Origin of the sequence: Flavobacterium arundinis, assembly GCF_038289855.1 — a bacterium.
GTDB classification, from domain to species: Bacteria; Bacteroidota; Bacteroidia; order Flavobacteriales; family Flavobacteriaceae; genus Flavobacterium; species Flavobacterium arundinis.
This window is the reverse complement of sequence record NZ_JBBYHR010000004.1, coordinates 263,224-283,590: the sequence shown is the minus strand read 5'-3', so window position 1 is coordinate 283,590 and position 20,367 is coordinate 263,224. Positions and strand designations below refer to the sequence as shown.

Annotated in this window: 19 protein-coding genes; 8 read left to right on the top strand and 11 right to left on the bottom strand. The window is 41.4% G+C overall.

Features of this window, described 5'->3' with window-relative positions:
- The first annotated feature begins 1 nt into the window (after position 1).
- Entirely contained in the window at positions 2-505 is a 504-nt protein-coding gene (locus tag AAEO56_RS09565) for a hypothetical protein (RefSeq protein ID WP_341696824.1), read from the top strand.
- A 36-nt stretch (positions 506-541) separates the two neighbouring features.
- On the top strand, positions 542-1,039 hold the full coding sequence (locus AAEO56_RS09560) for a hypothetical protein (RefSeq protein WP_341696823.1): 498 nt from the start codon (positions 542-544) through the stop codon (positions 1,037-1,039).
- Positions 1,040-1,138: 99 nt separating this feature from the next.
- On the opposite strand, the gene AAEO56_RS09555 is transcribed toward AAEO56_RS09560, so the two are convergent.
- The 5 genes from AAEO56_RS09555 to AAEO56_RS09535 are packed head-to-tail and all read right to left on the bottom strand — an operon-like array spanning position 1,139 to position 5,742.
- Positions 1,139-1,786 (bottom strand): alpha/beta hydrolase, encoded by a 648-nt coding sequence (locus tag AAEO56_RS09555; RefSeq protein WP_341696822.1) that lies wholly within the window; start codon positions 1,784-1,786, stop codon positions 1,139-1,141.
- Positions 1,787-1,789: 3 nt separating this feature from the next.
- Positions 1,790-2,113: a DUF4870 domain-containing protein gene (locus AAEO56_RS09550; protein ID WP_341696821.1), complete on the bottom strand. Its 324-nt coding sequence runs from the start codon at positions 2,111-2,113 to the stop codon at positions 1,790-1,792.
- Positions 2,114-2,115: 2 nt separating this feature from the next.
- On the bottom strand, positions 2,116-2,562 hold the full coding sequence (locus AAEO56_RS09545) for a hypothetical protein (protein WP_341696820.1): 447 nt from the start codon (positions 2,560-2,562) through the stop codon (positions 2,116-2,118).
- Between the two features lie 4 nt (positions 2,563-2,566).
- Positions 2,567-3,820, bottom strand: coding sequence for a dihydroorotase (locus AAEO56_RS09540; protein ID WP_341696819.1), 1,254 nt, complete (start codon positions 3,818-3,820; stop codon positions 2,567-2,569).
- Positions 3,817-5,742 carry a BatA and WFA domain-containing protein gene (locus AAEO56_RS09535; RefSeq protein ID WP_341696818.1) on the bottom strand — a complete coding sequence of 642 codons (1,926 nt, stop codon included), beginning with the start codon at positions 5,740-5,742 and terminating at the stop codon, positions 3,817-3,819. The genes AAEO56_RS09540 and AAEO56_RS09535 overlap by 4 nt, the downstream gene beginning before the upstream one ends.
- Before the next feature lie 123 nt (positions 5,743-5,865).
- On the opposite strand from AAEO56_RS09535, the gene AAEO56_RS09530 reads away from it, so the two are divergent.
- Entirely contained in the window at positions 5,866-6,972 is a 1,107-nt protein-coding gene (locus AAEO56_RS09530; RefSeq protein ID WP_341696817.1) for a lactonase family protein, read from the top strand.
- Positions 6,973-7,110: 138 nt separating this feature from the next.
- On the opposite strand, the gene AAEO56_RS09525 is transcribed toward AAEO56_RS09530, so the two are convergent.
- Positions 7,111-8,460 (bottom strand): DEAD/DEAH box helicase, encoded by a 1,350-nt coding sequence (locus AAEO56_RS09525; RefSeq protein WP_341696816.1) that lies wholly within the window; start codon positions 8,458-8,460, stop codon positions 7,111-7,113.
- A 231-nt stretch (positions 8,461-8,691) separates the two neighbouring features.
- Between AAEO56_RS09525 and AAEO56_RS09520 the strand changes: the two genes are divergently transcribed.
- From AAEO56_RS09520 to AAEO56_RS09505, 4 genes are all read left to right on the top strand, one after another.
- Positions 8,692-8,946 (top strand): hypothetical protein, encoded by a 255-nt coding sequence (locus AAEO56_RS09520; RefSeq protein WP_341696815.1) that lies wholly within the window; start codon positions 8,692-8,694, stop codon positions 8,944-8,946.
- A gap of 155 nt (positions 8,947-9,101) precedes the next feature.
- Positions 9,102-9,374 (top strand): hypothetical protein, encoded by a 273-nt coding sequence (locus AAEO56_RS09515; RefSeq protein WP_341696814.1) that lies wholly within the window; start codon positions 9,102-9,104, stop codon positions 9,372-9,374.
- A 12-nt stretch (positions 9,375-9,386) separates the two neighbouring features.
- The gene (locus tag AAEO56_RS09510) at positions 9,387-9,881 is read left to right on the top strand and encodes a hypothetical protein (protein WP_341696813.1); all 495 of its coding nucleotides are present in this window, start codon (positions 9,387-9,389) and stop codon (positions 9,879-9,881) included.
- Positions 9,882-10,072: 191 nt separating this feature from the next.
- Positions 10,073-10,312 carry a hypothetical protein gene (locus tag AAEO56_RS09505; RefSeq protein ID WP_341696812.1) on the top strand — a complete coding sequence of 80 codons (240 nt, stop codon included), beginning with the start codon at positions 10,073-10,075 and terminating at the stop codon, positions 10,310-10,312.
- 51 nt (positions 10,313-10,363) lie between these two features.
- On the opposite strand, the gene AAEO56_RS09500 is transcribed toward AAEO56_RS09505, so the two are convergent.
- A complete protein-coding gene (locus AAEO56_RS09500; RefSeq protein ID WP_341696811.1) occupies positions 10,364-10,762 on the bottom strand; it encodes a glyoxalase in 399 nt (132 codons plus the stop codon).
- A gap of 73 nt (positions 10,763-10,835) precedes the next feature.
- The gene (locus tag AAEO56_RS09495; RefSeq protein ID WP_341696810.1) at positions 10,836-12,125 is read right to left on the bottom strand and encodes an OmpA family protein; all 1,290 of its coding nucleotides are present in this window, start codon (positions 12,123-12,125) and stop codon (positions 10,836-10,838) included.
- 131 nt (positions 12,126-12,256) lie between these two features.
- Here AAEO56_RS09495 and AAEO56_RS09490 point away from each other — a divergent pair, with 131 nt between their 5' ends.
- Entirely contained in the window at positions 12,257-13,609 is a 1,353-nt protein-coding gene (locus AAEO56_RS09490) for an NAD-dependent succinate-semialdehyde dehydrogenase (protein ID WP_341696809.1), read from the top strand.
- 96 nt (positions 13,610-13,705) lie between these two features.
- Here AAEO56_RS09490 and AAEO56_RS09485 read toward each other — a convergent pair whose 3' ends face one another.
- The 3 genes from AAEO56_RS09485 to AAEO56_RS09475 all read right to left on the bottom strand — a co-directional run bounded on the left by AAEO56_RS09485 (position 13,706) and on the right by AAEO56_RS09475 (position 20,207).
- Positions 13,706-16,111 carry an alpha-ketoacid dehydrogenase subunit alpha/beta gene (locus AAEO56_RS09485; RefSeq protein ID WP_341696808.1) on the bottom strand — a complete coding sequence of 802 codons (2,406 nt, stop codon included), beginning with the start codon at positions 16,109-16,111 and terminating at the stop codon, positions 13,706-13,708.
- 324 nt (positions 16,112-16,435) lie between these two features.
- On the bottom strand, positions 16,436-19,267 hold the full coding sequence (locus AAEO56_RS09480) for a gluzincin family metallopeptidase (RefSeq protein WP_341696807.1): 2,832 nt from the start codon (positions 19,265-19,267) through the stop codon (positions 16,436-16,438).
- 214 nt (positions 19,268-19,481) lie between these two features.
- Entirely contained in the window at positions 19,482-20,207 is a 726-nt protein-coding gene (locus AAEO56_RS09475) for an LOG family protein (RefSeq protein ID WP_341696806.1), read from the bottom strand.
- Between the last annotated feature and the right edge of the window lie 160 nt (positions 20,208-20,367).

The window sequence follows — 20,367 nt, the reverse complement described above, 5'->3', positions numbered from 1 at the left end:
CATGAAAAGAAATATTTTTTTGTACCTGTTCATATTTACATTGCTTATCAACGTGTTTACCTACATGTATTTTTCCAACAAGCAAAAATTTGAAGACGGCAGGTTTGAAAAACTGGAAGCTGGTAAAAAAGCGATAAAAGACAGCCTTGAAGCAGAAAAGGCGAAACTTTCTGATGCAAATTATTTTGCGCTTGCATACAACGACAAGGCACTTGATTATTTTGCCGAAAGCACCGATATTGCAACCCTTGAAGGAAGGATTAAAGACGGTTTGCTTGCCTATAATGAAAACCCGAATGGCAATCCGCTAACGGGGTATGACGCATTAAATGGTAAAAACTTTCTTATCAATAAAGTACAGGTGCTCAACCACAGGTGGATCATTGCCGATTTCAGCAACGGGAAGGCATGGGGCGAAGTACTGATAAAATATTTCGCAGAGCCAAACGGCACTTTTAAATACGAAACGATCGAAACACTCCTTTATGCCGATACGGTAAATTAATTTTTTTCGTACTTTAGTATCCCTTATTATTACCCGATGAAAAAATTGCTTTTAATTTCCGTACTGGTATTTTCCCTTTCCTCCTGTGACTTTTTGCTCAAAGACCATAGTGATGATAAAACCGAAGTGAAAACCACTGAACAGGTTGAGTTGGGTACCATCAAGGATGAGAAAGGATGTGTTACGGCTGCCGGTTACAAATGGTCGGAGCTGCGTGACGAATGTGTGAGGCCTTTTGAGGAAGGCTACCGCCTAAACGCTATAGATGAGCTGCAGGGCGAGAGTACTGCCAAAAGCGCATTTGTAATTTTTGAAGACAATAAGGGCGACAGGGCAGAACTTTTCCTTCCGGATTCGCCAAAGTCAATTATGCTTCAAAAAGGAAAAGGCGATGCTTATACTAATGGCGCATGGAAACTGCATTTGAAAAAGGGCTATCAGCTGCAAAAAGGAACTGAACTTCTTTTTGCCGGCGCAGAAATACAGGAAGCCCAAATAACAGGGGACGACAAGGCAGAACCTCAGACCCCCTAACCCCCGAAGGAAGAATTTTTACTACTGTTTACTCACTCTTATGCCTAAATCATTGCAACGAATCGCTATTAGGCCGGAGTGAAATTCCCTCTTTGAGATCTAATGGGCTTGTAGCCAATTAAGCAGGTCATAAAAATTCTGTGGCGCCACGCCATGACCAATAGGGTATTCATGGTATTCTTCGGTCAAGCCTAATGTTTTAAGGAACTCTGGTGCTTTACGCGCCCATTCTACAGGTATGACCTGGTCCACTATTCCGTGGGATATAAAGAAACGCAGTTTTGAAATGTCCTTATGCTGGAAATTCTTTTCTATAATATCTGCATTTAGGTAACCGCTTAGTGCCGCAACACGCGCAATCTTTTCAGGATAGGTGAGGGCTACAGCATAGCTTAATATCGCACCCTGACTGAAACCTATAAGTGTAACCTTTTCGTTATCTATAGGGTAAGCAGCAATTAATTCATCAATAAATTTCCCGATAAGGTCGCGCGATTCTTTTGCCTGGATTTCATCAGAAAACTTATTCATATCCTCATCAAAATTGATAGCATACCACGCGTGTCCGTAGGGTGGAAGGTTGTACGGCGCACGTGCGGATATGATAAAGTATTCATCGGGAAGTTGTGCCGCAAATGAGAAAAGGTCTTCCTCATTGCTGCCATAACCGTGGAGCAGCAGTAATAATGGGTTCTTTTCCTGCTTTACTTTCGGCTCCCTGACAAGGTGGTATAAAGATAAATTCATGAATTACACATTTTTAAATATTTTCTGGAATAACGGCCCTAATATAGGTATCACACCATACTCGCCCTGTAGTGCGGTTACAAACCCAAATGCCCACAATACAAAGAAGAATATGTAAAAAGCCATTGTAACGGTCCAGTTATCGAAAGATCCAACCGGGTAGCCCAATGCAAAGAAAGTAAGTTCTACACCAAGCGCCTGGCGGATGTGGAAAGATGCGAAAGGGTTCTTTTTTTCACTGTTCTGTATCATAGCGATAATGGCACCTATGATAGTAAGATAGCTTATGATGGCATTTGATTTGCCTTGTTCTGTTGTTTGGTCCATTTTTAATAAATGCTTATAGTGCTTTTAGGTTCAATGTCGGTGCGGTTATCAAACAGGATGTCCTGATAGCCGGTTTTTGTATCGGCAGTATGTGTCGTGCGGCCAATTTCAACGCCTTCTTTATCGGCAACCTTAAAGTTGATAGCGCCTTTGTAATTTTTATCATTGATAAGGTAGATAACCAGCTTGTTGTGCTTTTTAGTAACGGTATCCTTCTCAATGTAGAATTTACCTGTGCCAATACCTTTGTTCTTTAAGTCTTCCGAAAGCTCCAGCTTGCAGCCTCTGCTGTCTTCAAAATGTGCCGATACTTCGTCAACCACTTTATCTGCAGTTTCTTCTACAGCTTTCCCGCCTTCATTAATGGCGTTCTTTGTTTTTTCTTCAACATCTTTTTTGCAGGCCAGCGCTAATGAAAGCGCAATGCCAAGTATCAGTGCCTTTTTCATGTTATTAACCTTTTAGAATTAATTTCCCATTATTGTATATGCCGTATGCTCTCCCTTTCATCGGCTGCCCGAGGAAAGCGGAGTTTTTTGATTTCGAAAGGATGTTAATTTTGGCGAATGCCCATTCTGTATTTGGATCGAAGAGCGTGAATGATGCTTTAGATCCTTCCGCAATATCATGGTTACCAAGTCCGAATATCATTTTTCCCGCTGTGAATTTATCAATAATAACTTCAAGCGTAAGCCCCGTCATTAATGCACCAAAAGCGCTTTCCAGCCCGATAGTGCCGTCTTTCGCAAGGTCGAATTCGAGTTTTTTATTCTCAATGTCGATAGGGTTGTGGTCGGAAGTAATAAGGTCTATTGTGCCGTCGAGAACGCCATCTATGAGTAGTTTTCTTTCAGTATCCGGTCGGAGTGGGGGAGCTACTTTATAACGGGTGTCGAAGTCAACAAGCACTTCATCGGTAAGTACCAGATGGTGTACTGAGACGCTACAGGTTACATTCAGCCCTTTGGCTTTAGCCTCGCGTACCATCTGCACGGATTTTCCTGTGGAAATTGTGGGGATGTGCATCTTACCACCGGTATATTCTACTAAGAACAGGTTTCTCGCAATTTGCAATTCCTCAGCCAATGCCGGGATGCCTTTAAGGCCAAGCTGCGTACTCACAATCCCTTCATGTACAACGCCCTTTCCTTTTATTTTATCATCCTGTGCATAGGCTATCACAAGACCGTTAAAATCCTGTACATATTGCAGGGCTATCTTCAATATATTCGCATCCGAAATAGCTTTATTATAATCCCCGAAGGCTACAGCGCCTGCGTTTTTCATATCGAAAAGCTCAGCCATATCCCTGCCTTCGCTGCCTTTTGTCAGTGCACCGATGGGATGTAGGTTCGTGGCATGTCCGGCAGCTTTGTTTACAAGGAAGCTGATGTCTCCCTGTTTTTCAGCAATTGGGTTGTTATTCGGCTGGAGGGCAATATCGGTAAAGCCACTTTTTGCCGCTACGTTAAGGCCATTTGCCAGGGTTTCCCTGTCCTCGTAGCCGGGTTCGCCCAGGCTTACCGAACTGTCAAACCATCCTTTGGAGATGTGCAGGTTATCGAGCTCTACAATTTTAAAGCCTTCAACAGGTAAGCTTGTCCCTATTTTTGTTATGATTCCATCTTCCACCCTGATATCAACGGCCTGATTGTGGAAAGGGCTGTTTTTATCAATGATGGTTGCGTTTTTGAATATCAGGTTCATTTTACAAATTTTTGTATCAAAAGTTCGAGTAACAGGAATATCAGTGTCCCCACGACAAACCATTTCCATAGCTCGCTTGCTGTCCTTTCGGACTTGATGTCGCTATATACTGTGCCCACCGATTCGGTCTCTGTAAAATCCCTGAGTACCGATTTGTTCTGAAGGCTAAGGTTGCTCTCCGTGCGGGCATGGTTAAAACTGATGTTTTTCAGCACTTCATTGCCTTTTGTAATTGAATAATTCCCGGCAACTTCAGGGTAATCGCCAAATGACAGCTTCACCTTATTGTTAAGTACCTGCTGCATCGGTATAAAATCAGAATCGGCATTGCGCACGGTAAGGACTTCATCTTTGGAAAGCACCACATCCAGCAACAGGGTTTGGTTTTCACCAATTGTTATGGCGTTAATACCCATTTTACCGCTGTTCTGTGCCATGTTGTAGAATGTTGGCACAATAAGCGGCGAGTTCTGGAAGTTGCTGTTTACTTTATTTATTGGCGCCGAAAAGACATAAGCATTGCCTAACCTGTTGCTCATCGAAGCAAGAAAAGGCGTCTGGTCGTCGTATGTTAGTACCGGAAGCGCATTGCCTGACAATGTAAAACCTGACTTCACCATTGGGTACTGGAAGTTATCGGTTTTCTTTTCGAACACCGTTTGGTACAGCGGATGGCTGAAGGATATTTTGGTTATCTGCCTTGAATTTTGTGTCAAAGGCCTGTAGCTGCTCCCGCCGAAACTTCCAAGCAGTCCGTTAAGGTTCTGCAGGCTTCCTTCGCCGGAAGGAATTATGACCACGTTGCCGCCTTTGGCATAAAAATCTTTTAATGTAGTGATGAGCGACTGTGGGATTTCCTTGAGCTCATTTACAATAATGGCATCCTGCTTTTCGAGGCTGTTATAGTCAAGGCCACTTAATTCAGATGCTGTAAAATTAAAGTCATCATCGGTGTAGATCCTGGATAGGAAATTATTCTTTGCCGTTTCGCCGATAGCAATTACATTCGCCTTTTCCGGTTTCGATATGCTGAAGTAGTAGTTGTTATCATAGGCCAGACTGTTATCGTTAACCGAAACATAGCCATGGAAGTCTTTCTTAGGGATGGTAAAGGCCGCCGATTTTTTATCCGTATCAAATTTTATGATAGTTTTCGCGGTCAGGTCTTTGCCGTTGTATAATGCAACCGGTATTTCATCTTCAAACTTCCCGTAAGCCTGCATATCTACTTTAATCTCATAAAAATTATCCATTGCCTGGGAAATGTACACACTATCAATACTGATGTTGTTGGTATTCTCGGTTTCCGGCAGTACGGCATACAAAGGGCTTCCGGTAAATTTGCTTATGTCTTTGGAGTCCAGGTTTACCGCATCGGTAATAATTACAATGTCTTTGCCTGTATTGGGCTTTTTTGCCTGCGCTTTGGTCAGCAAAAAGTCGGGGCGAAAAGGCACATCGCTATAAGCCATGTTCTGCAATTCTTTCTGGATGGATTTTATATCGGTGTCCCAGTAGGCATTGGTGTTGGTTATCAACGAAAACTGCTGATTTTCGGGTGTATTTTCCAGCAAGTCCTGCACGGCGCGTTTCAGCAGTTCGCCTTTACTGCCTTTGGCCTGCATAGAAAATGAATTGTCCAGAAGGATAACCATTTCGTTGCCTTTGTTGTTGTCTCCTTTTGCCTTAAAAAAAGGCTGGGCAAAAGCAATTATAAGGCAGGCGAGGAGCAACAGCCTGACACACAATAGCAGCCATTTTTTTATTTTGGAGCTTTTGCGGGTCTGCATGCTGAGTTCTTTAAGGAACCGCACATTGGTGAAATATTCTTTACGGAAACGGCGCAATTGAAATAAATGGACCAGTATGGGAATTGCCAGCAGGAAAAGGAAGTAAAGGATTTCCGGATGTTTAAATTGCATTCGTTTATAGGGTTTGTCAAAAATACAAATTTTTCTCATAAACCCTAACGTAAATACCGTTGTTAAATTTTTGCCTGCCGTCTTTTATATCTTATTTTTGTTTATCAATCTAAAAGGGACATAATGAAATTAGCCGGAATATTTATTTTTTTAGGAGCAATGGCAATGAGCGCACAGGATAATTATAACCTTGTAATAGGAACGTATACCAACGAATGCGACAGTAAAGGAATTTATGTTTATGACTTTAATGCTGTAACAGCTCAACTTAAGCTAAGAAAGAGCACTGAAAAAGTTATCAATCCGAGTTTTCTTACCGTGTCTCCCGATAAAAAATTTATATACAGCGTTAACGAAGATGGAGACAAGAGTACCGTGAGCGCTTTCAAATATGGACTGAATGACGGTTCACTGAATTTCATAAATAAAAAAGATTCTAAAGGCGCTGATCCCTGCTACATTATTAATGACGAAAAAAATGTGATTGTGGCCAACTACACGGGAGGCACAATAACTGTTTTTGGCAAGAAAGCGGATGGCTCGCTTGGGGATGCAAAACAGGTAGTAAAACATAGCGGCAGCAGTACCAATAAAGTACGCCAGGAGAAACCGCATCCGCACATGGTGTATTTTTCTCCTGATAAAAAATTTGTTTTGTCTAACGATCTTGGCACCGATAAAATATATATTTACAGTTACAATCCTGATGGAGGCGATAAGGCGCTTATACTAAAAGAGAGCACATCGACGGTTGCCGGGAGTGGGCCGAGACACCTGGTTTTTAATCCAAACGGACTTTTCGTTTATGTTTTGCATGAGCTTAATGGGGCAATAGCATGCTATAGTTATAAAGATGGTGTTTTAGGGAAGTTGCAGGAAACAAGTGTTGTGCCAAAAGATTTTAACGGCGTTAACGGGGCTGCCGATATTCATTTTTCTAACGACGGAAAGTTCCTATATGCGACCAACAGGGGAGATGCGAATACGATTACGGTATTCAGGGTACATGCCAACGGGATGCTGAACATGGTACAGCAGATAAGCACGCAGGGTGTCTCGCCACGTAATTTTGCTATAGATCCCAAAGATAATTTCCTATTGGTGGCCAATCAGAAAAGCAATAACATCGTAGTCTTTAAAAGGGATAAAACTACGGGAATGCTTTCGGACACTACACAGCGCATAGAAGTATGTGCGCCGGTGTGTTTGGTGTTTACGGCGAATAAGTAGACTTTTTTGTTGGGAAACTTGTCCTCGGCAGGTTACTGAATTTACAAAATATATAAACTTCAAGACCTGACAGGTTTTTAAAACCTGTCAGGTCTGATAATTAAACTGTCTTGTGTAATTCGTGCTTAAAAAACAATCCTATTTATCTTTATCTTTCCGCTTCTTGTCACGGGCCCTTTCAATACCACGGTTACGGGATTTCGTTTTACGGGGCTTGGTTTTGCCGGGACCGCCAAGATTTACTTTTTTGTTCTTCTCTTTCTTTTCATGGAAAGCCTCACCACCTTCATCTTTCTTCTTTTTGAAGACCTGTTTTAATTTCTTCCAGTCTTTTTCAAACTCCAGCAAACGCTCAGCAATTACAACATCTTCCGGAATCTCGAGCACTTCCATTTCTTTTTCCATAAGCACTTCGGCCTGCACCTGGATGTCCTGCTCGTGCTTACCTGCAAAACTTATAGCAATACCGGTTTTATCAGCACGGCCGGTACGCCCAATACGGTGGATGTATTGTTCAGGGGCTTCCGGGAACTCCATATTGATAACGTGGGTAATGTCCGAAATATCAAGTCCGCGCGCCATAATATCGGTAGTAACAAGCCCCCTGATTTCTCCCCGCTGAAAGGAAGCCATAGTATTAAGTCTGTAATTTTGAGACTTATTGGAGTGGATAACCCCAAATTGTCCAGGATATTCTTCCTCAACAGCATCCATCACCATGTCGGCGATCTTTTTATTGTTTACGAAAATAAGTACCCGACTAAGAGTCTCATCTTTCATTAATCCTTTTAACAGGTTAATTTTGGTGAGGAAGTTAGGCACGTTATAAACCAGCTGCGTTATTTGCTCCAGTGGCGTGCCCGAAGGCGCCAGTGAAACCTCTTCAGGGAAATCAAAAAAATCGTTCAGCATTTCATCCACTTCATCGGTCATGGTAGCCGAAAACAGGATATTCTGCCTTTTCTGCTTCATCATCGACAGTATTGATGTGACCTGTACACGAAAGCCCAGGTTCAGTATTTCGTCAAATTCATCAATTACCAGTTTCTGCACTTCATCAAAGCGCACCACATTATCAAGTGCCAGGTCCATCATCCTTCCGGGTGTGCCTACAAGTACATCGACACCTTCGTAAACACGGGTTTTCTGCGTATTGATATTTACGCCGCCGTATACGCCAAGTGTACGCACCGACATATATTTCGTCAGTTTTTCAACTTCTTCGACCACCTGTACTACAAGCTCACGCGTTGGGACAACAATCACGACACGGGGTACGTGTGTCTTTGCAAATTTCCATTGTTTGAGTATCGGAAGGAGGTAGGCAAAGGTCTTACCGGTACCTGTCTGCGCAATACCCATCATATCGCGCCCCGACATAATTACCGGCATTGCCCGCTCCTGAATCGGAGTAGGTGTTACAAAGCCAAGCTCATCAATTGCTTTCTGTAGTGCTTTGGGTAGGTCGAGGTCTTGGAATGTGGCCATTATAGTGTATTTTCGGCAAAGATAGGGATTTATAATTTAGTCGTAATTTTGGAACACGGATGAAGCAGATTTAAAAGATTTTCACAGATTTTCAATTGCTTAAATTAACTTATTTATAAATCTGTGAAAATCTGCCCAATCCGTATGATATGTGTTGCATCTTTAAATTAACATAACCTTTTCAATAATTCATTTTGACAGTAGTATTTTAGCTATATAAAATTAATAGCCATGTCCGAATTTGTAGTTATAGGAAACGAAATTTCGATTGCTTCTATACGAAGCTTTCTCTTTGCAAAGAAAATTGATAATGGCGATTCGCTTGTACTGAATCCTATGGATTACGAGAATATTACAGAGGAGATAAAAAATTCTGAAGAGCCGATTGACATCCCCCTGAATGTACTTGGTGTCCGTATCATTAAAGATACATCGGGCGAAGTGCCCAATGGCAAAGTACAGATCGTGGAAGACGACAAGATGTAGCATAATTAGGTTACTTGTTTTTTATATCAAAGCTTCGGAGTAGTGCACGGAGCTTTTTTTTATTTATATGAATACGTCTTAAAGTTTAAGCTTTATTTAAGAGCACTATTAAAAGATAAATATTAATTTGTATCAGACCTTAAAAACAAAGCACCATGACAGATAATTTCAAAATCATCAGCGAAGCATTTCAACATGCGGGGGTTGATGTACACACTGCCGAATATAGTATTACGGGATATTCCTTAAATACGAACCTGAGTTTTAAATTCAGTAACCTGGATGAGTTCCTGACCTTTTTGGGGCTTGCTTTAGGTGCAGAAAACGCAAAGGCCGAAAAAATCAGCACCTTGCTTGTTGAAGCGGGAATTGATCCTGCCAATTTTTTTTATGTGAATTTCTACAAACCAAAAGTTGCAGAACTATAATAACGAAACCCAATGGATTTAGGCTACCTGAAAATAAAAATTGATATAAAAGCGGAGCATGATGAGCTCAGGAAGCGCTACACGTATAAGAAGAAAGAGTTAAAGAAGGAAGAGATTAAAAAAATCTTTGATGGCTTTAAAGAATTTTTCAAAAGCGACGGGCACTTTAAATTTAAGGAAAACGAGCACAGTATCACTGCAGAATATAAAGACCATGGTATAAAGCTGGACCTTGATGTTTATAAAAATGTCGACAGCCCCGACTTCAATATTACAGGTACAATTAAAACGTACGAAAAAGATATTTTTGAATTCGTATCCGAAGGTGTTTGCAATAAGGATATGGCATTACAGCCAACCGGTATAGATGAGCATGAAAGAATGGTGCTTGACAGCAAATTTTATAAAGATTTCATTGATGACGAAATGACTTATTTCTTCAGGTATAAAATCACCGGCAGGGAAGAAGTTTATGCCTCGATGCAGGCGCTGTTACTGGGGTTATAAACAATCTATTGTTGATACTTACCTATTGCAGCCTTTAAAATAGTATTTAAAAAAAGTAATTTTGTTTACTGTTATGAAGTGGTTAATTGCGAAGACGATCAATGCATCAATGAAATTATAGTTTAAATTATTCTAAAAAGTTCCCTTTTGCTGAAAAAATACTTGCTATTCTCTATTAAAAGTAAAAGGGCATGAAATTATTTTCACTACTGTTATCTGTTACTGTTTTTTTTGTTTCATTGTATTTCTTTATACTTGAGCTACCGGTTAGGGTAGGCCTTAACGATATTATCTACGTGTCGTTGCTTGTTATACTCATGGCAATATGCGTTGTTGGGATCATAATAAACTGGGGGCTGCTGTACCGGCGTATACGTAAAAACAGGCCTATACTATATATAGCGAATACCTTCTCTAAAAAGAATAAGTAATAAAACCGGAAAGGCTTTCTTCCGGTTTTTATTTATAAAAACTATGTCCTTTTATTCTGGTTTTATCAATAACTGCACCTGGTCTTTCAGGCGTTCTATAAGCATGTTCATCATGCGTTTGTTAAGGCTTGAGGAGTTGATCGTATATTCCCTGAACTCTTCAATAGTGAACATTGCCATTACCATGCCTTTAAGGGCATTTCGGAATTTTATGTCCTTGTGTACGGCATTGTCTATAAACTGCATTTTCTTCTCTGTAGAGAGCGCATAAAAGTCGCTCTTAGATTTATTTACATAATTCAGGAATGATTCAATAAAAATATCGTTTTGCAGTTTTAGTATTGGCCTTAAGGTTTGATTCTGAAATATTTCTTCTTTTCCGGAATGGGGGAGTATTGCGCCTATAGCTTCTCCACGCAAGGCCAAAAGGCCCGTATCGCGATCATTCATTTTGTTTTATTTTAAAGATAAAAAAAATCCCCTGCCAAAAGCAGGGGATTTTCATATAGTTATTAACTAAATATTATTTCAGTATAAACGTTACCCTTCTTACAACGGTACGTACACGCCTTGAGTCATTTCCAAGGCTTTGCTCGCCGTTAGCTACGATATTAAGGTTAGCCGCGTTAACTCCTGCGTCAACCAATATCTTCTTAACATTTTCAGCCCTTCTCATTGACAGATCCTGGTTGTAAGCAGTTGCACCAACTTCGTCAGCATATCCAATTACGTCAGCAGATTTGCCTGGGTTTTGTTTCAGGTAAGTGATAAGGAAATTGATACCATCAACAGATTGTGCATTAGGCTGGTCTTTATTAACATCGAAGTATACATTTACATAACCTGAATTTACAAGTTTCTCGATGCCTACAGCTTGTTGTGCAATTTTGCTATCAATTGTCTTCTCGATTTCTCTATTGTTATTGTCAATATATGTTTCAAGTTCGTCAGGTACACCATTGGTATTTCTGTCGATAGTCCTTCCTTTGCTGTCAACGGCTACACCTGTAATAGTGTTTGGCTCGCTGTCAAGGTAATCCGGCACACCATCTTTATCGCTGTCATTCATCATTGTTTCAAGCTCCTCAAGACGGTTTTGAATATCTTTTAGCTTGTCAGAATCCGGATCCTCAACGAACCAGTCAGCATGCTGCCTTCCGCTTTTGCCAAGGTATACAGAAAGACCAATAGTAGCATTATATAATGTACTGTCAAAGCCTTGGTAGGTACGTTGGTAAGTTCCGCCATCCCACGTTTTGTGCTGTGAGAAGTTGTTTATCATTGTGAAGTCGGCATTAACGGCAACCCTGTTAGATATCCTGAACTGTCCTGTAAGTCCGATAAGGAAACTTCCTAAGTGGTCTTGCCCGCTAAAACCGCCGTCCTGGCGCTCATCATTTGTTAACTGTGCAACACCAACACCCATGTGGCCTAATAGATTAAGCCTTTTTGTGAATGTTTCAAACTGCATAATACGCCCAAGATTTGCATAACCCTGAAGGTTTATACCAATAACTGTAGATTTAAATGTACGGCTACCGCTACCGTCGTCATTCAGGATATCATAGCCTCCGGCCAGTTTCAATCCAAATTTGGTATTAAACATATACCTGAATCCTAAATCTGCATGAAACAGGTTAGTTACATTCATGTGGTAACCTTCAGTCATTGGGTTACCTGCCTTGTTAACACCAAAATTACCATCAATAGACCATTTATTGTAGTCATTGCTGGTGGTAGATTCTGTGTCCTGTGCCCGTAGTGCTGCAGAGGAAAGGCAAAGCATTAATAATGGGAGTACAACTTTCTTCATAATAATTGTTTATTGTTTATCAGTATTGTCATTTAATCTTATCGGTAATCACTATTGTTGGGGCAAAAGTAATATTTTTATATCAAGAAAATATCCTATCTTTAGAATTGAAATTTTAACAAAAGTAAAAAATGTTTTCTATAACTAATCCTTTTAACAAAACTTTTTTGTCAAATTATAGTTATTTTTCTGAAAATCAGATTAATAAGAGTTTAATGAACAGTGAAAAGGCTTCTGCTGTGTGGAAAGGTATACCCATAGGGGAGCGCCTAAAATTTATCGAAAATTTAATATTTGCCTTAACAAAACAACAACATTTATTGGCAGAAAAGTGCTCTTTGGAGATGGGAAAGCCCATTATGCAGTCAGAAGCAGAGGTAAAAAAATGTATAGCCTTATGTGAATATTACATTAAAAATTCTCAGAATTTTCTTTCAGGATATGAAATTGATACCGATGCAGGCGAGAGTTTTATAACATTTGAGCCTTTAGGTGTGATTCTTGGTGTTATGCCATGGAATTTTCCGTACTGGCAGGTTTTCCGTTTTGCGATACCCGCTATAATTGCAGGTAATACAGTCGTTGTAAAGCATGCATCCAATGTCGCCGGTTGTGGTATATTGCTTGAAGAGCTTTTCACCGAAGCGGGTTTCCCGGAAGGCATCTACCAAAATCTCCTTATCTCAGGCGAACAGGTTGAAGATGTGATCAACAATCCTATAGTAAAGGCTGTTTCACTAACCGGCAGTGAAAAGGCTGGGGCTGCAGTAGCTTCTGCCGCCGCAAAGCAGATCAAAAAAGCAGTGTTAGAGTTAGGGGGCAGCAATGCATTTATCGTTTGCGAAGATGCTGATCTTGATGATGCTGTGTCGGTAGCAGTTAATGCACGTATGCAAAACACCGGACAAAGTTGTATCGCTGCCAAACGTTTTTTAGTGCATGCATCTGTGTTCGATGTCTTTGTCGAAGGATTTAAAAAAGGTGTCGAGGCTTTAAAAACAGGCGATCCGATGGATAAAGCAACTGAGATTGGCCCGATGGCTCGCGAAGACCTTGCTATCGATATAGAAAAGCAGGTGAATGATTCTGTTGCGATGGGGGCAAAGCTTGTGATAGGCGGAAAAAGGAAGGATGCTTTTTATGACCCTACTATACTTATAGGTGTAACTACTGATATGCCTGTATTTAAAGAAGAGGTCTTTGGACCTGTTGCGGCAGTAATGGCTTTTGATACTTTTGAACAGGCAGTCGAACTAAGCAATAAAACCAATTTCGGTTTGGGTGTTACAGTATTTACCAAAGACATTGAAGGTATTAAAAAGAAAGTGCATCTTTTCCAGGAAGGAGCTGTTTTTATAAATGCAATGGTAAAATCAGATCCTGCGCTTCCTTTTGGTGGTGTAAAACGTTCCGGTTTCGGGAGGGAACTTGCCGAAAATGGCCTTAAAGAATTCGTGAACGTAAAAACAGTTTATATTAAATGATTTTCACATTAAAAAACAACCTGTAAAATTATAAAAGACAAAGCCGCCTATAAACATGGGCGGCTTTGTCTTTTATGAAAATGAAATGACTGAAAGCTAATATAATTCAGGATATTCATTCGGCTTTGCTTCACTCATTATACTATATACTTTTTCGTAAATATCTTCTGCCGACGGTTTCGAAAAATAATCGCCGTCGGTGCCATACGATGGCCTGTGGGCTTTAGCAGTTAGCGTTTCCGGCTTGCTGTCAAGGTGCTTGTAAGCATTCTGCTCGTCAAGAATGTTCTGCAATATGAATGCCGACGCGCCTCCCGGTACATCTTCATCTATAACAAGCAGCCTGTTGGTTTTTGCCACACTTTTTACAATATCATGATTGATATCAAACGGCAGCAAAGACTGTATATCGATAATTTCGGCATCAATACCGGCTTCAAGAAGTTCTTTGGCAGCCTGTTCTACAACACGAAGTGTAGAGCCATACGACACAAGGGTAATATCACTTCCTTCTTTTATGGTTTCCACAACCCCTATAGGTGTTTTGAATTCACCAAGGTTGGTCGGCATTTTCTCTTTAAGGCGGTAACCGTTAAGGCATTCGATAACCAGTGCAGGCTCATCGGTTTCTAATAATGTATTATAAAATCCTGCCGCTTTGGTCATGTTCCTCGGCACCAATACGTGTATTCCACGTATGGCATTGATGATCATACCCATTGGTGAACCCGAGTGCCAGATGCCTTCCAGCCTGTGGCCGCGTGTCCTTATTATCAGCGGTGCTTTTTGCCTTCCTGCTGTCCTGTATTGAAGGGTAGCAAGGTCATCGCTCATTATCTGTATGGCATACAGCAGGTAGTCAAGGTATTGTATCTCGGCTATAGGGCGGAGGCCACGCATAGCCATCCCAATTCCCTGCCCAAGTATTGTTGCTTCGCGGATACCGGCATCGCATACGCGGAAGTCACCATATTTATCCTGCATACCCTCGAGGCCCTGGTTCACATCGCCAATGTTTCCGCAATCTTCCCCAAAAATTAGCGTCTCAGGGTATTTGCTGAAAATAGCATCAAAGTTGTTCCTGATAACCATACGGCCATCGGCGTCTTCGGCATTCTCATCATATTGTGGCTTTACTTCTTTAACCGAATACACATTTTTATCCGACTGCGAATATAAATGCGAACTGAATTTCGGCTGTATTTTTTCGGTGTAAGCAGTAACCCATTGTGATAGTGCATTTTTACCATTTTCCTTCACAACCATGCGGAGTACTTTACGGGCAGTGATCAAAAGGTCTTTTCGTATCGGCTCTTTTATGGACGACAGGTCTGCGGTGTATTTTTCGATAAATACTTTATTATCACTTTGTAACGCGACATTATTTAATAACGCAATAAGCTCTTTTTGCTCCTCTTTTATCGGATTTACATAAGCCGACCATGCTGCTTTCTTACCTTCAAGCACGTCCTTTTTGGCTTGCTCGTCAATAGCGTCAAGGTCTTCGGCTGTAGCCATGTTATTTTCAAGCATCCATTTCCGCATCTGCGCCACACAGTCGTATTCGGCTTCCCACGAAAGGCGATCGGCATTTTTATAACGTTCGTGTGACCCTGATGTAGAGTGGCCCTGCGGCTGTGTCAGCTGATATACGTGTATAAGTACCGGTACATGCTCATTACGTGCTATTTCTGAAGCCCTTTCATAAGCCGATACCAGTTCCGGGTAATCCCATCCTTTTACGGTAATTATCTCGTAGCCTTTGGCATTCTCATCGCGCTGGAAGCCTTTGAGTATCTCCGATATATTTTCTTTCGTAGTCTGGTAACGTGCGTGTACCGAGATGCCGTAATCATCATCCCATACGCTCATTACCATGGGTACCTGTAGCACGCCTGCGGCATTGATGGTTTCAAAAAATAACCCTTCGGAAGTACTGGCATTACCAATGGTACCCCAGGCAACCTCGTTCCCGTTGATAGAGAAGTTGGTCTTATTTTGTACACCTGTTATATTGCGGTATACTTTAGAGGCCTGTGCCAATCCTAAAAGCCTGGGCATCTGCCCGGCAGTAGGGGAGATGTCGGCACTTGAGTTTTTTTGCTGGGTAAGGTTTTTCCAGTTGCCGTTTTCGTCAAGGCTGTGCGTGGCAAAATGCCCGCCCATTTGCCTACCTGCCGACATTGGGTCGTGCTCAAGGTCGCTGTGGCCGTAAAGCCCGGCAAAGAATTGCTGTATGGTCAGTTGGCCTATAGCCATCATAAATGTCTGGTCTCGGTAATATCCCGAACGGAAGTCGCCATTTTTAAAGGCTTTTGCCATAGCAAGCTGCGGCACTTCCTTACCATCACCAAATATACCGAACTTGGCTTTGCCCGTAAGTACCTCGCGGCGGCCCAGGAGGCTGCACTCCCTGCTGGTAATTGCAATTTTATAATCGTTGAGCACTTCTGCCCTGAAATCTTCAAAAGAAAGCGATTTTTTAGTCTCTGTTTCGGTCATAAAAATGGTGTTGTAAGTGACAAATTTAAGTAAAAGATTGATATAATATAAAAACACCCCAAAAATTTGATTTCACTTTTAATAATAAAAAGATGGATAGTGAAGTATTGAATGCAGATTTTACAACGAAACAAAATAAAAAATACATATAGTATATTTATTTTCGAATTTTTAAATGATTAAAGATAAAACGGGGCTATTGAATATATTACTGCAAAACTTGCCTGATAGCGTGGGCTATTAATGTTTAACGTCTACGCTTTACTAACCAATGTGAAATTCCATGAGAAAAGAATAAGCTTAGATCTGCCTTCCATTTACCCATTAAAACCACTTCCTGGTAAATAGGTTGATTAGTGTACCAGGACTGATCGTGACCACAAAGCGGATCTTTGTACTGTAGGCTTCCTGCTGCCTGAACGCCCACCCATTGCTGGAATATACCGGGAAATATAATTCAAAGTAATCCGGGACAAGGTTTAGACGGATACCGCTGTCGTAAACAAATTTGGCATCAGAATAGTGGTTTTTAAACAAACCTGCGTCGCCATACACCTCTACCCAGTTCCATATATTAAAGCTTCCGTTCACGGTTGTCATCCACTCGTTGGCAAAGCGCGTGGCCATTTTAGATTTAAACCCACCTTCCGCCATAATATACTGCTGGCTGAATAATCCCGTGGTCTCAGAGCGGCCATAATAATTATAATCGAACATATAATCCGTAGGTCTGTCCAGCCCGAAACTAAAAAAGTCAGAATTGGTGCTCCTGTACATAAACGCCCCTGCAAAAAGCCGGAGGTTTATACGCCTGTTGTCATTAAAAAGCCTTCTGTATTGTATTTCTCCGGACAATTTACCGAAAGAGCTCGCCAGCTGCATATCGGTATAAAAGTTATAATGCCTTGTTATTTCCGACTCAAACTTAGCATATCTGGCATTGAATACAGAATAGTTTTCAGTTTGGTCGGTTGTAGTTACAAACTGCGACTTCTCCCTGTTTACCAATACCTGGCGAATTGTGATAGACTGCTTTTTATTTTCGCGATAGTCGTCTTCACGGATTCGGAATTGAACTCCCGGTGTAAATTTGATATAACTCGCATCGGGCGCGTAGTGAAAGGTTGAGCCCGACAGGGTATAACGGATATTGTACAGCTGCTGGTCACGTATATACTGGTTGTAGAGCAGGGATACCGAACCTATAAGCTGGCCTGTTTTGAGGGAGTAAATAGGGTTGACATCAAAAACAAAAGGCTTTTCCAGCATCGACTTATTGTGGAATCGCACTCCCGGCGATACCCCGTCATATATATTAAAGCTAAAGCTTGGTACATAGAACAGCTGGTTATAGCGCGGGTCTTCCACATCCTGGAAGAACGTAAGCTTTATAGGCTTGTTATTCGGGAAAAAACCACCCAGCTTTCGCCAGTTGTTGCGGCGGTTATATTCAGGGATTTCGTTGTTGTAGTTAATCACGAGCCTGTCAGCGCCCTGCCGCGGTATCGTGAATGTACTGTCGGCAGCAATGTTATCCACCCATTGTTTGAACACGACATTGCCTTTCTTTATCCCGTAAAGAGATACAGGCACATTGGTACCTGTTACATTTTTTACCGTTACTCTAACGGAGTCTTTATCCCTTTTGATATTGCCAAATTTATAATCGATAAGCTCACGGGTATCGATAACCGTCTCAAAAAACCAATCAATATTTTTATCCGTTTTCGATTTAAGGATGCCCTCGAAATCTTCCCTGTCCGTCTTCCTGTTTGTAGTATTCAGTTTATAAAATTCTGAAATTACCTGATCCGTAATGCCATTGCCAAGATAATCGTCAAGGTAGCTGAGGCAAAGCCCCGCCTTATATTTACCTGCTATCTGCTCATTGAATTTTATGAAGGTGCTTTTAGGGTCGCCAATAGGCTGGTCAAGGTTCTTTCTCGCCATAAGCAGCGTAACGTAATCATACTGCTCGTTAAAACCGATATTAAACAGCTTATGCCCTTTGAGTATCCCCACGCTGGATAGTGTACCCATCATTGTCTGGTTCGGATGGTACTGATTGATGTATTTTATCATCAGCTGAATCTGGATAGCGTCATAAATCCAGTTGTCTTTCCGAGGGTCAAGGCGCAGCGTATTTTTAAGATAAACATTCAGGTAGGTTTTCAGGAAGCGTATTTCATAAATAAAAGCATCCGGAAAAGGCCTGAGGAAGGAGGGAAGCTGGTTAAGCCCGTACACAGGGTTTCGGTCATATTCTGCCTGGGTTACCATAATTTTCCCATACGGGTAGGGGCCAAGGTTTTCGGCTGTGAATTTTACAATGTCGTCTATAAGGACAGCCCGCTGTATATCGGTCACGCCATTATCCTTCAAATTGCAGCTTACTTCAACCAAAGGATTTGCGTGTATTTCGAAAGTATTTTTCTTTTCAAGTATAAGGTTAAAGCCCATGCGTCCCTTGCCGATGAAATAGTATTCGTCTGTCGCGTTTTTACCGGCCTTATTGCCCTGGTAAAGGTCGCAGGCAACGAAAGTCCCGGCAGGTACTGTAAGTGTAAGCTCATAATCCGCAACGGCATTGGCAATATCATCGAGGTTCTCATTGCTGTAACGTACAAACTTATTCCCTTCGGTGCGGGCAGGGGATAGGTACCAGTCTTTCAATGTAAATATACCTTTATCATCATAACCGAATCTGGTGAAACGGTCATTCGGAATTTTTACATTGTAAGTGAAAGTAAACTTAAACTCATGGTTCGGGTAAATAGGGCCAGCTAGTTGCACCTCAATAAGATCAGGGTGTCCGTCAGGTCGCTTCCAGTTAAGCATCCGTCCATTCTGGTCGGTTATTGATAGTATGGTAGTACTGCCACGGTCATCTTCCCTTGCCAAATGAAATGCCCTGATATACTCGTCCGAAAAGCGTTTTGCCAAAGGCGTTTCCTTATTAGAATAGGCATTGTTCCAGTCGTTAAGGATGAATTCCTGCAGAGTGTCGGCCGATTGGTTGTTAAATACGATCTCCTGCCTAACCCTGATAACCCTTTCATTATAATCTACGTCTGCAAACAGCCTGTTTTGGTGCTGTGCATGCAGGAAACCTGAAAGCATAAGTAAAAAAAGGAAATTGTATTTTGTAAGCTTCACGTTATTAAATACGGTATTTATTACTACATGGTTCCGTTTGGCGTATAGTACTGCATTAAAGATACGAAATTGTGCCCCGGGTTGCTTCTTATAATGTTAAAGCTATCTGTCGCAACGTGCATTTGTGTCATTTCGACGATAGGAGAAATCTCAACATTTACTACAGAGATTTCTCCACTCCGCTATGCTTCGGTCGAAATGACACAGATTTACGTTAAAAATTCGGGCTAAGGCTGTATTTTTTGTAGAAGTTATCAATCGCTTCAAGCACTTCATCTTCTGTATCTACTATCCTTATAAGCTTAAGGTCGTCAGGGTTGGCATTTGCATACCGCTCAATCATAACGGTTTTAATCCATTCCATGAGTCCGCTCCAAAATTCGGTGCCTACCAGTATGATTGGGAATTTTGCGATCTTCTTGGTCTGTATCAGCGTTATCGCCTCGAACATCTCATCCAGCGTACCAAACCCGCCCGGCATTACTACAAATCCCTGCGAATATTTTACGAACATTACCTTGCGGACAAAGAAGTAGTCGAAGTTCAGGTTCTTGTCATGGTCGATATAAGGGTTGAAATGCTGCTCGAAAGGAAGCTCAATATTAAGGCCAACCGATGGCGCTATACCACGGCTCGCACCTTTGTTTCCAGCCTCCATGATACCAGGGCCACCACCTGTAATCACGCCATATCCGGCATTGGCGATCTTCTCGGCAATCTTTTCTGCAAGCAGGTAATATTTATCATCCGGCTTAGTACGGGCCGAACCGAATATGGAGATGCACGGGCCTATTTTTGCCATAGTATCAAAACCGTTCACAAACTCCGCCATTATCTTAAAAATGGCCCAGGAGTCGTTGCTTCTAATCTCATTCCACGGTTTTTGCTTCAGCCCTTCGTGGATCCATTCATCCTCGCTATTGTATTTTTCTTTTGACATTACTTCAATAAAAATTTAAGTCCATAATTTTAAAATTCAACCACATAGATACATAGCCTTCTTAGTAATGATCGGGCAGGTAAGGTAACATATTGCCATATAGTTTGAAGCGTTGCTTCATCTATGTCAACTATGCAGCACCTGTATAATAACTCATTAA

Excerpts from the sequence above, each read along its gene's own strand:
- AAEO56_RS09565 (WP_341696824.1), top strand. The coding sequence starts at position 2 with ATGAAAAGAAATATTTTTTTGTACCTGTTCATATTTACATTGCTTATC.
- AAEO56_RS09540 (WP_341696819.1), bottom strand. The coding sequence starts at position 3,820 with ATGAACCTGATATTCAAAAACGCAACCATCATTGATAAAAACAGCCCT.
- AAEO56_RS09495 (WP_341696810.1), bottom strand. The coding sequence starts at position 12,125 with ATGAAGAAAGTTGTACTCCCATTATTAATGCTTTGCCTTTCCTCTGCA.
- AAEO56_RS09545 (WP_341696820.1), bottom strand. The coding sequence starts at position 2,562 with ATGAAAAAGGCACTGATACTTGGCATTGCGCTTTCATTAGCGCTGGCC.
- AAEO56_RS09505 (WP_341696812.1), top strand. The coding sequence starts at position 10,073 with ATGAAATTATTTTCACTACTGTTATCTGTTACTGTTTTTTTTGTTTCA.
- AAEO56_RS09550 (WP_341696821.1), bottom strand. The coding sequence starts at position 2,113 with ATGGACCAAACAACAGAACAAGGCAAATCAAATGCCATCATAAGCTAT.
- AAEO56_RS09555 (WP_341696822.1), bottom strand. The coding sequence starts at position 1,786 with ATGAATTTATCTTTATACCACCTTGTCAGGGAGCCGAAAGTAAAGCAG.
- AAEO56_RS09520 (WP_341696815.1), top strand. The coding sequence starts at position 8,692 with ATGTCCGAATTTGTAGTTATAGGAAACGAAATTTCGATTGCTTCTATA.
- AAEO56_RS09535 (WP_341696818.1), bottom strand. The coding sequence starts at position 5,742 with ATGCAATTTAAACATCCGGAAATCCTTTACTTCCTTTTCCTGCTGGCA.
- AAEO56_RS09530 (WP_341696817.1), top strand. The coding sequence starts at position 5,866 with ATGAAATTAGCCGGAATATTTATTTTTTTAGGAGCAATGGCAATGAGC.
- AAEO56_RS09485 (WP_341696808.1), bottom strand. The coding sequence starts at position 16,111 with ATGACCGAAACAGAGACTAAAAAATCGCTTTCTTTTGAAGATTTCAGG.
- AAEO56_RS09510 (WP_341696813.1), top strand. The coding sequence starts at position 9,387 with ATGGATTTAGGCTACCTGAAAATAAAAATTGATATAAAAGCGGAGCAT.
- AAEO56_RS09500 (WP_341696811.1), bottom strand. The coding sequence starts at position 10,762 with ATGAATGATCGCGATACGGGCCTTTTGGCCTTGCGTGGAGAAGCTATA.
- AAEO56_RS09490 (WP_341696809.1), top strand. The coding sequence starts at position 12,257 with ATGTTTTCTATAACTAATCCTTTTAACAAAACTTTTTTGTCAAATTAT.
- AAEO56_RS09525 (WP_341696816.1), bottom strand. The coding sequence starts at position 8,460 with ATGGCCACATTCCAAGACCTCGACCTACCCAAAGCACTACAGAAAGCA.
- AAEO56_RS09515 (WP_341696814.1), top strand. The coding sequence starts at position 9,102 with ATGACAGATAATTTCAAAATCATCAGCGAAGCATTTCAACATGCGGGG.
- AAEO56_RS09475 (WP_341696806.1), bottom strand. The coding sequence starts at position 20,207 with ATGTCAAAAGAAAAATACAATAGCGAGGATGAATGGATCCACGAAGGG.
- AAEO56_RS09560 (WP_341696823.1), top strand. The coding sequence starts at position 542 with ATGAAAAAATTGCTTTTAATTTCCGTACTGGTATTTTCCCTTTCCTCC.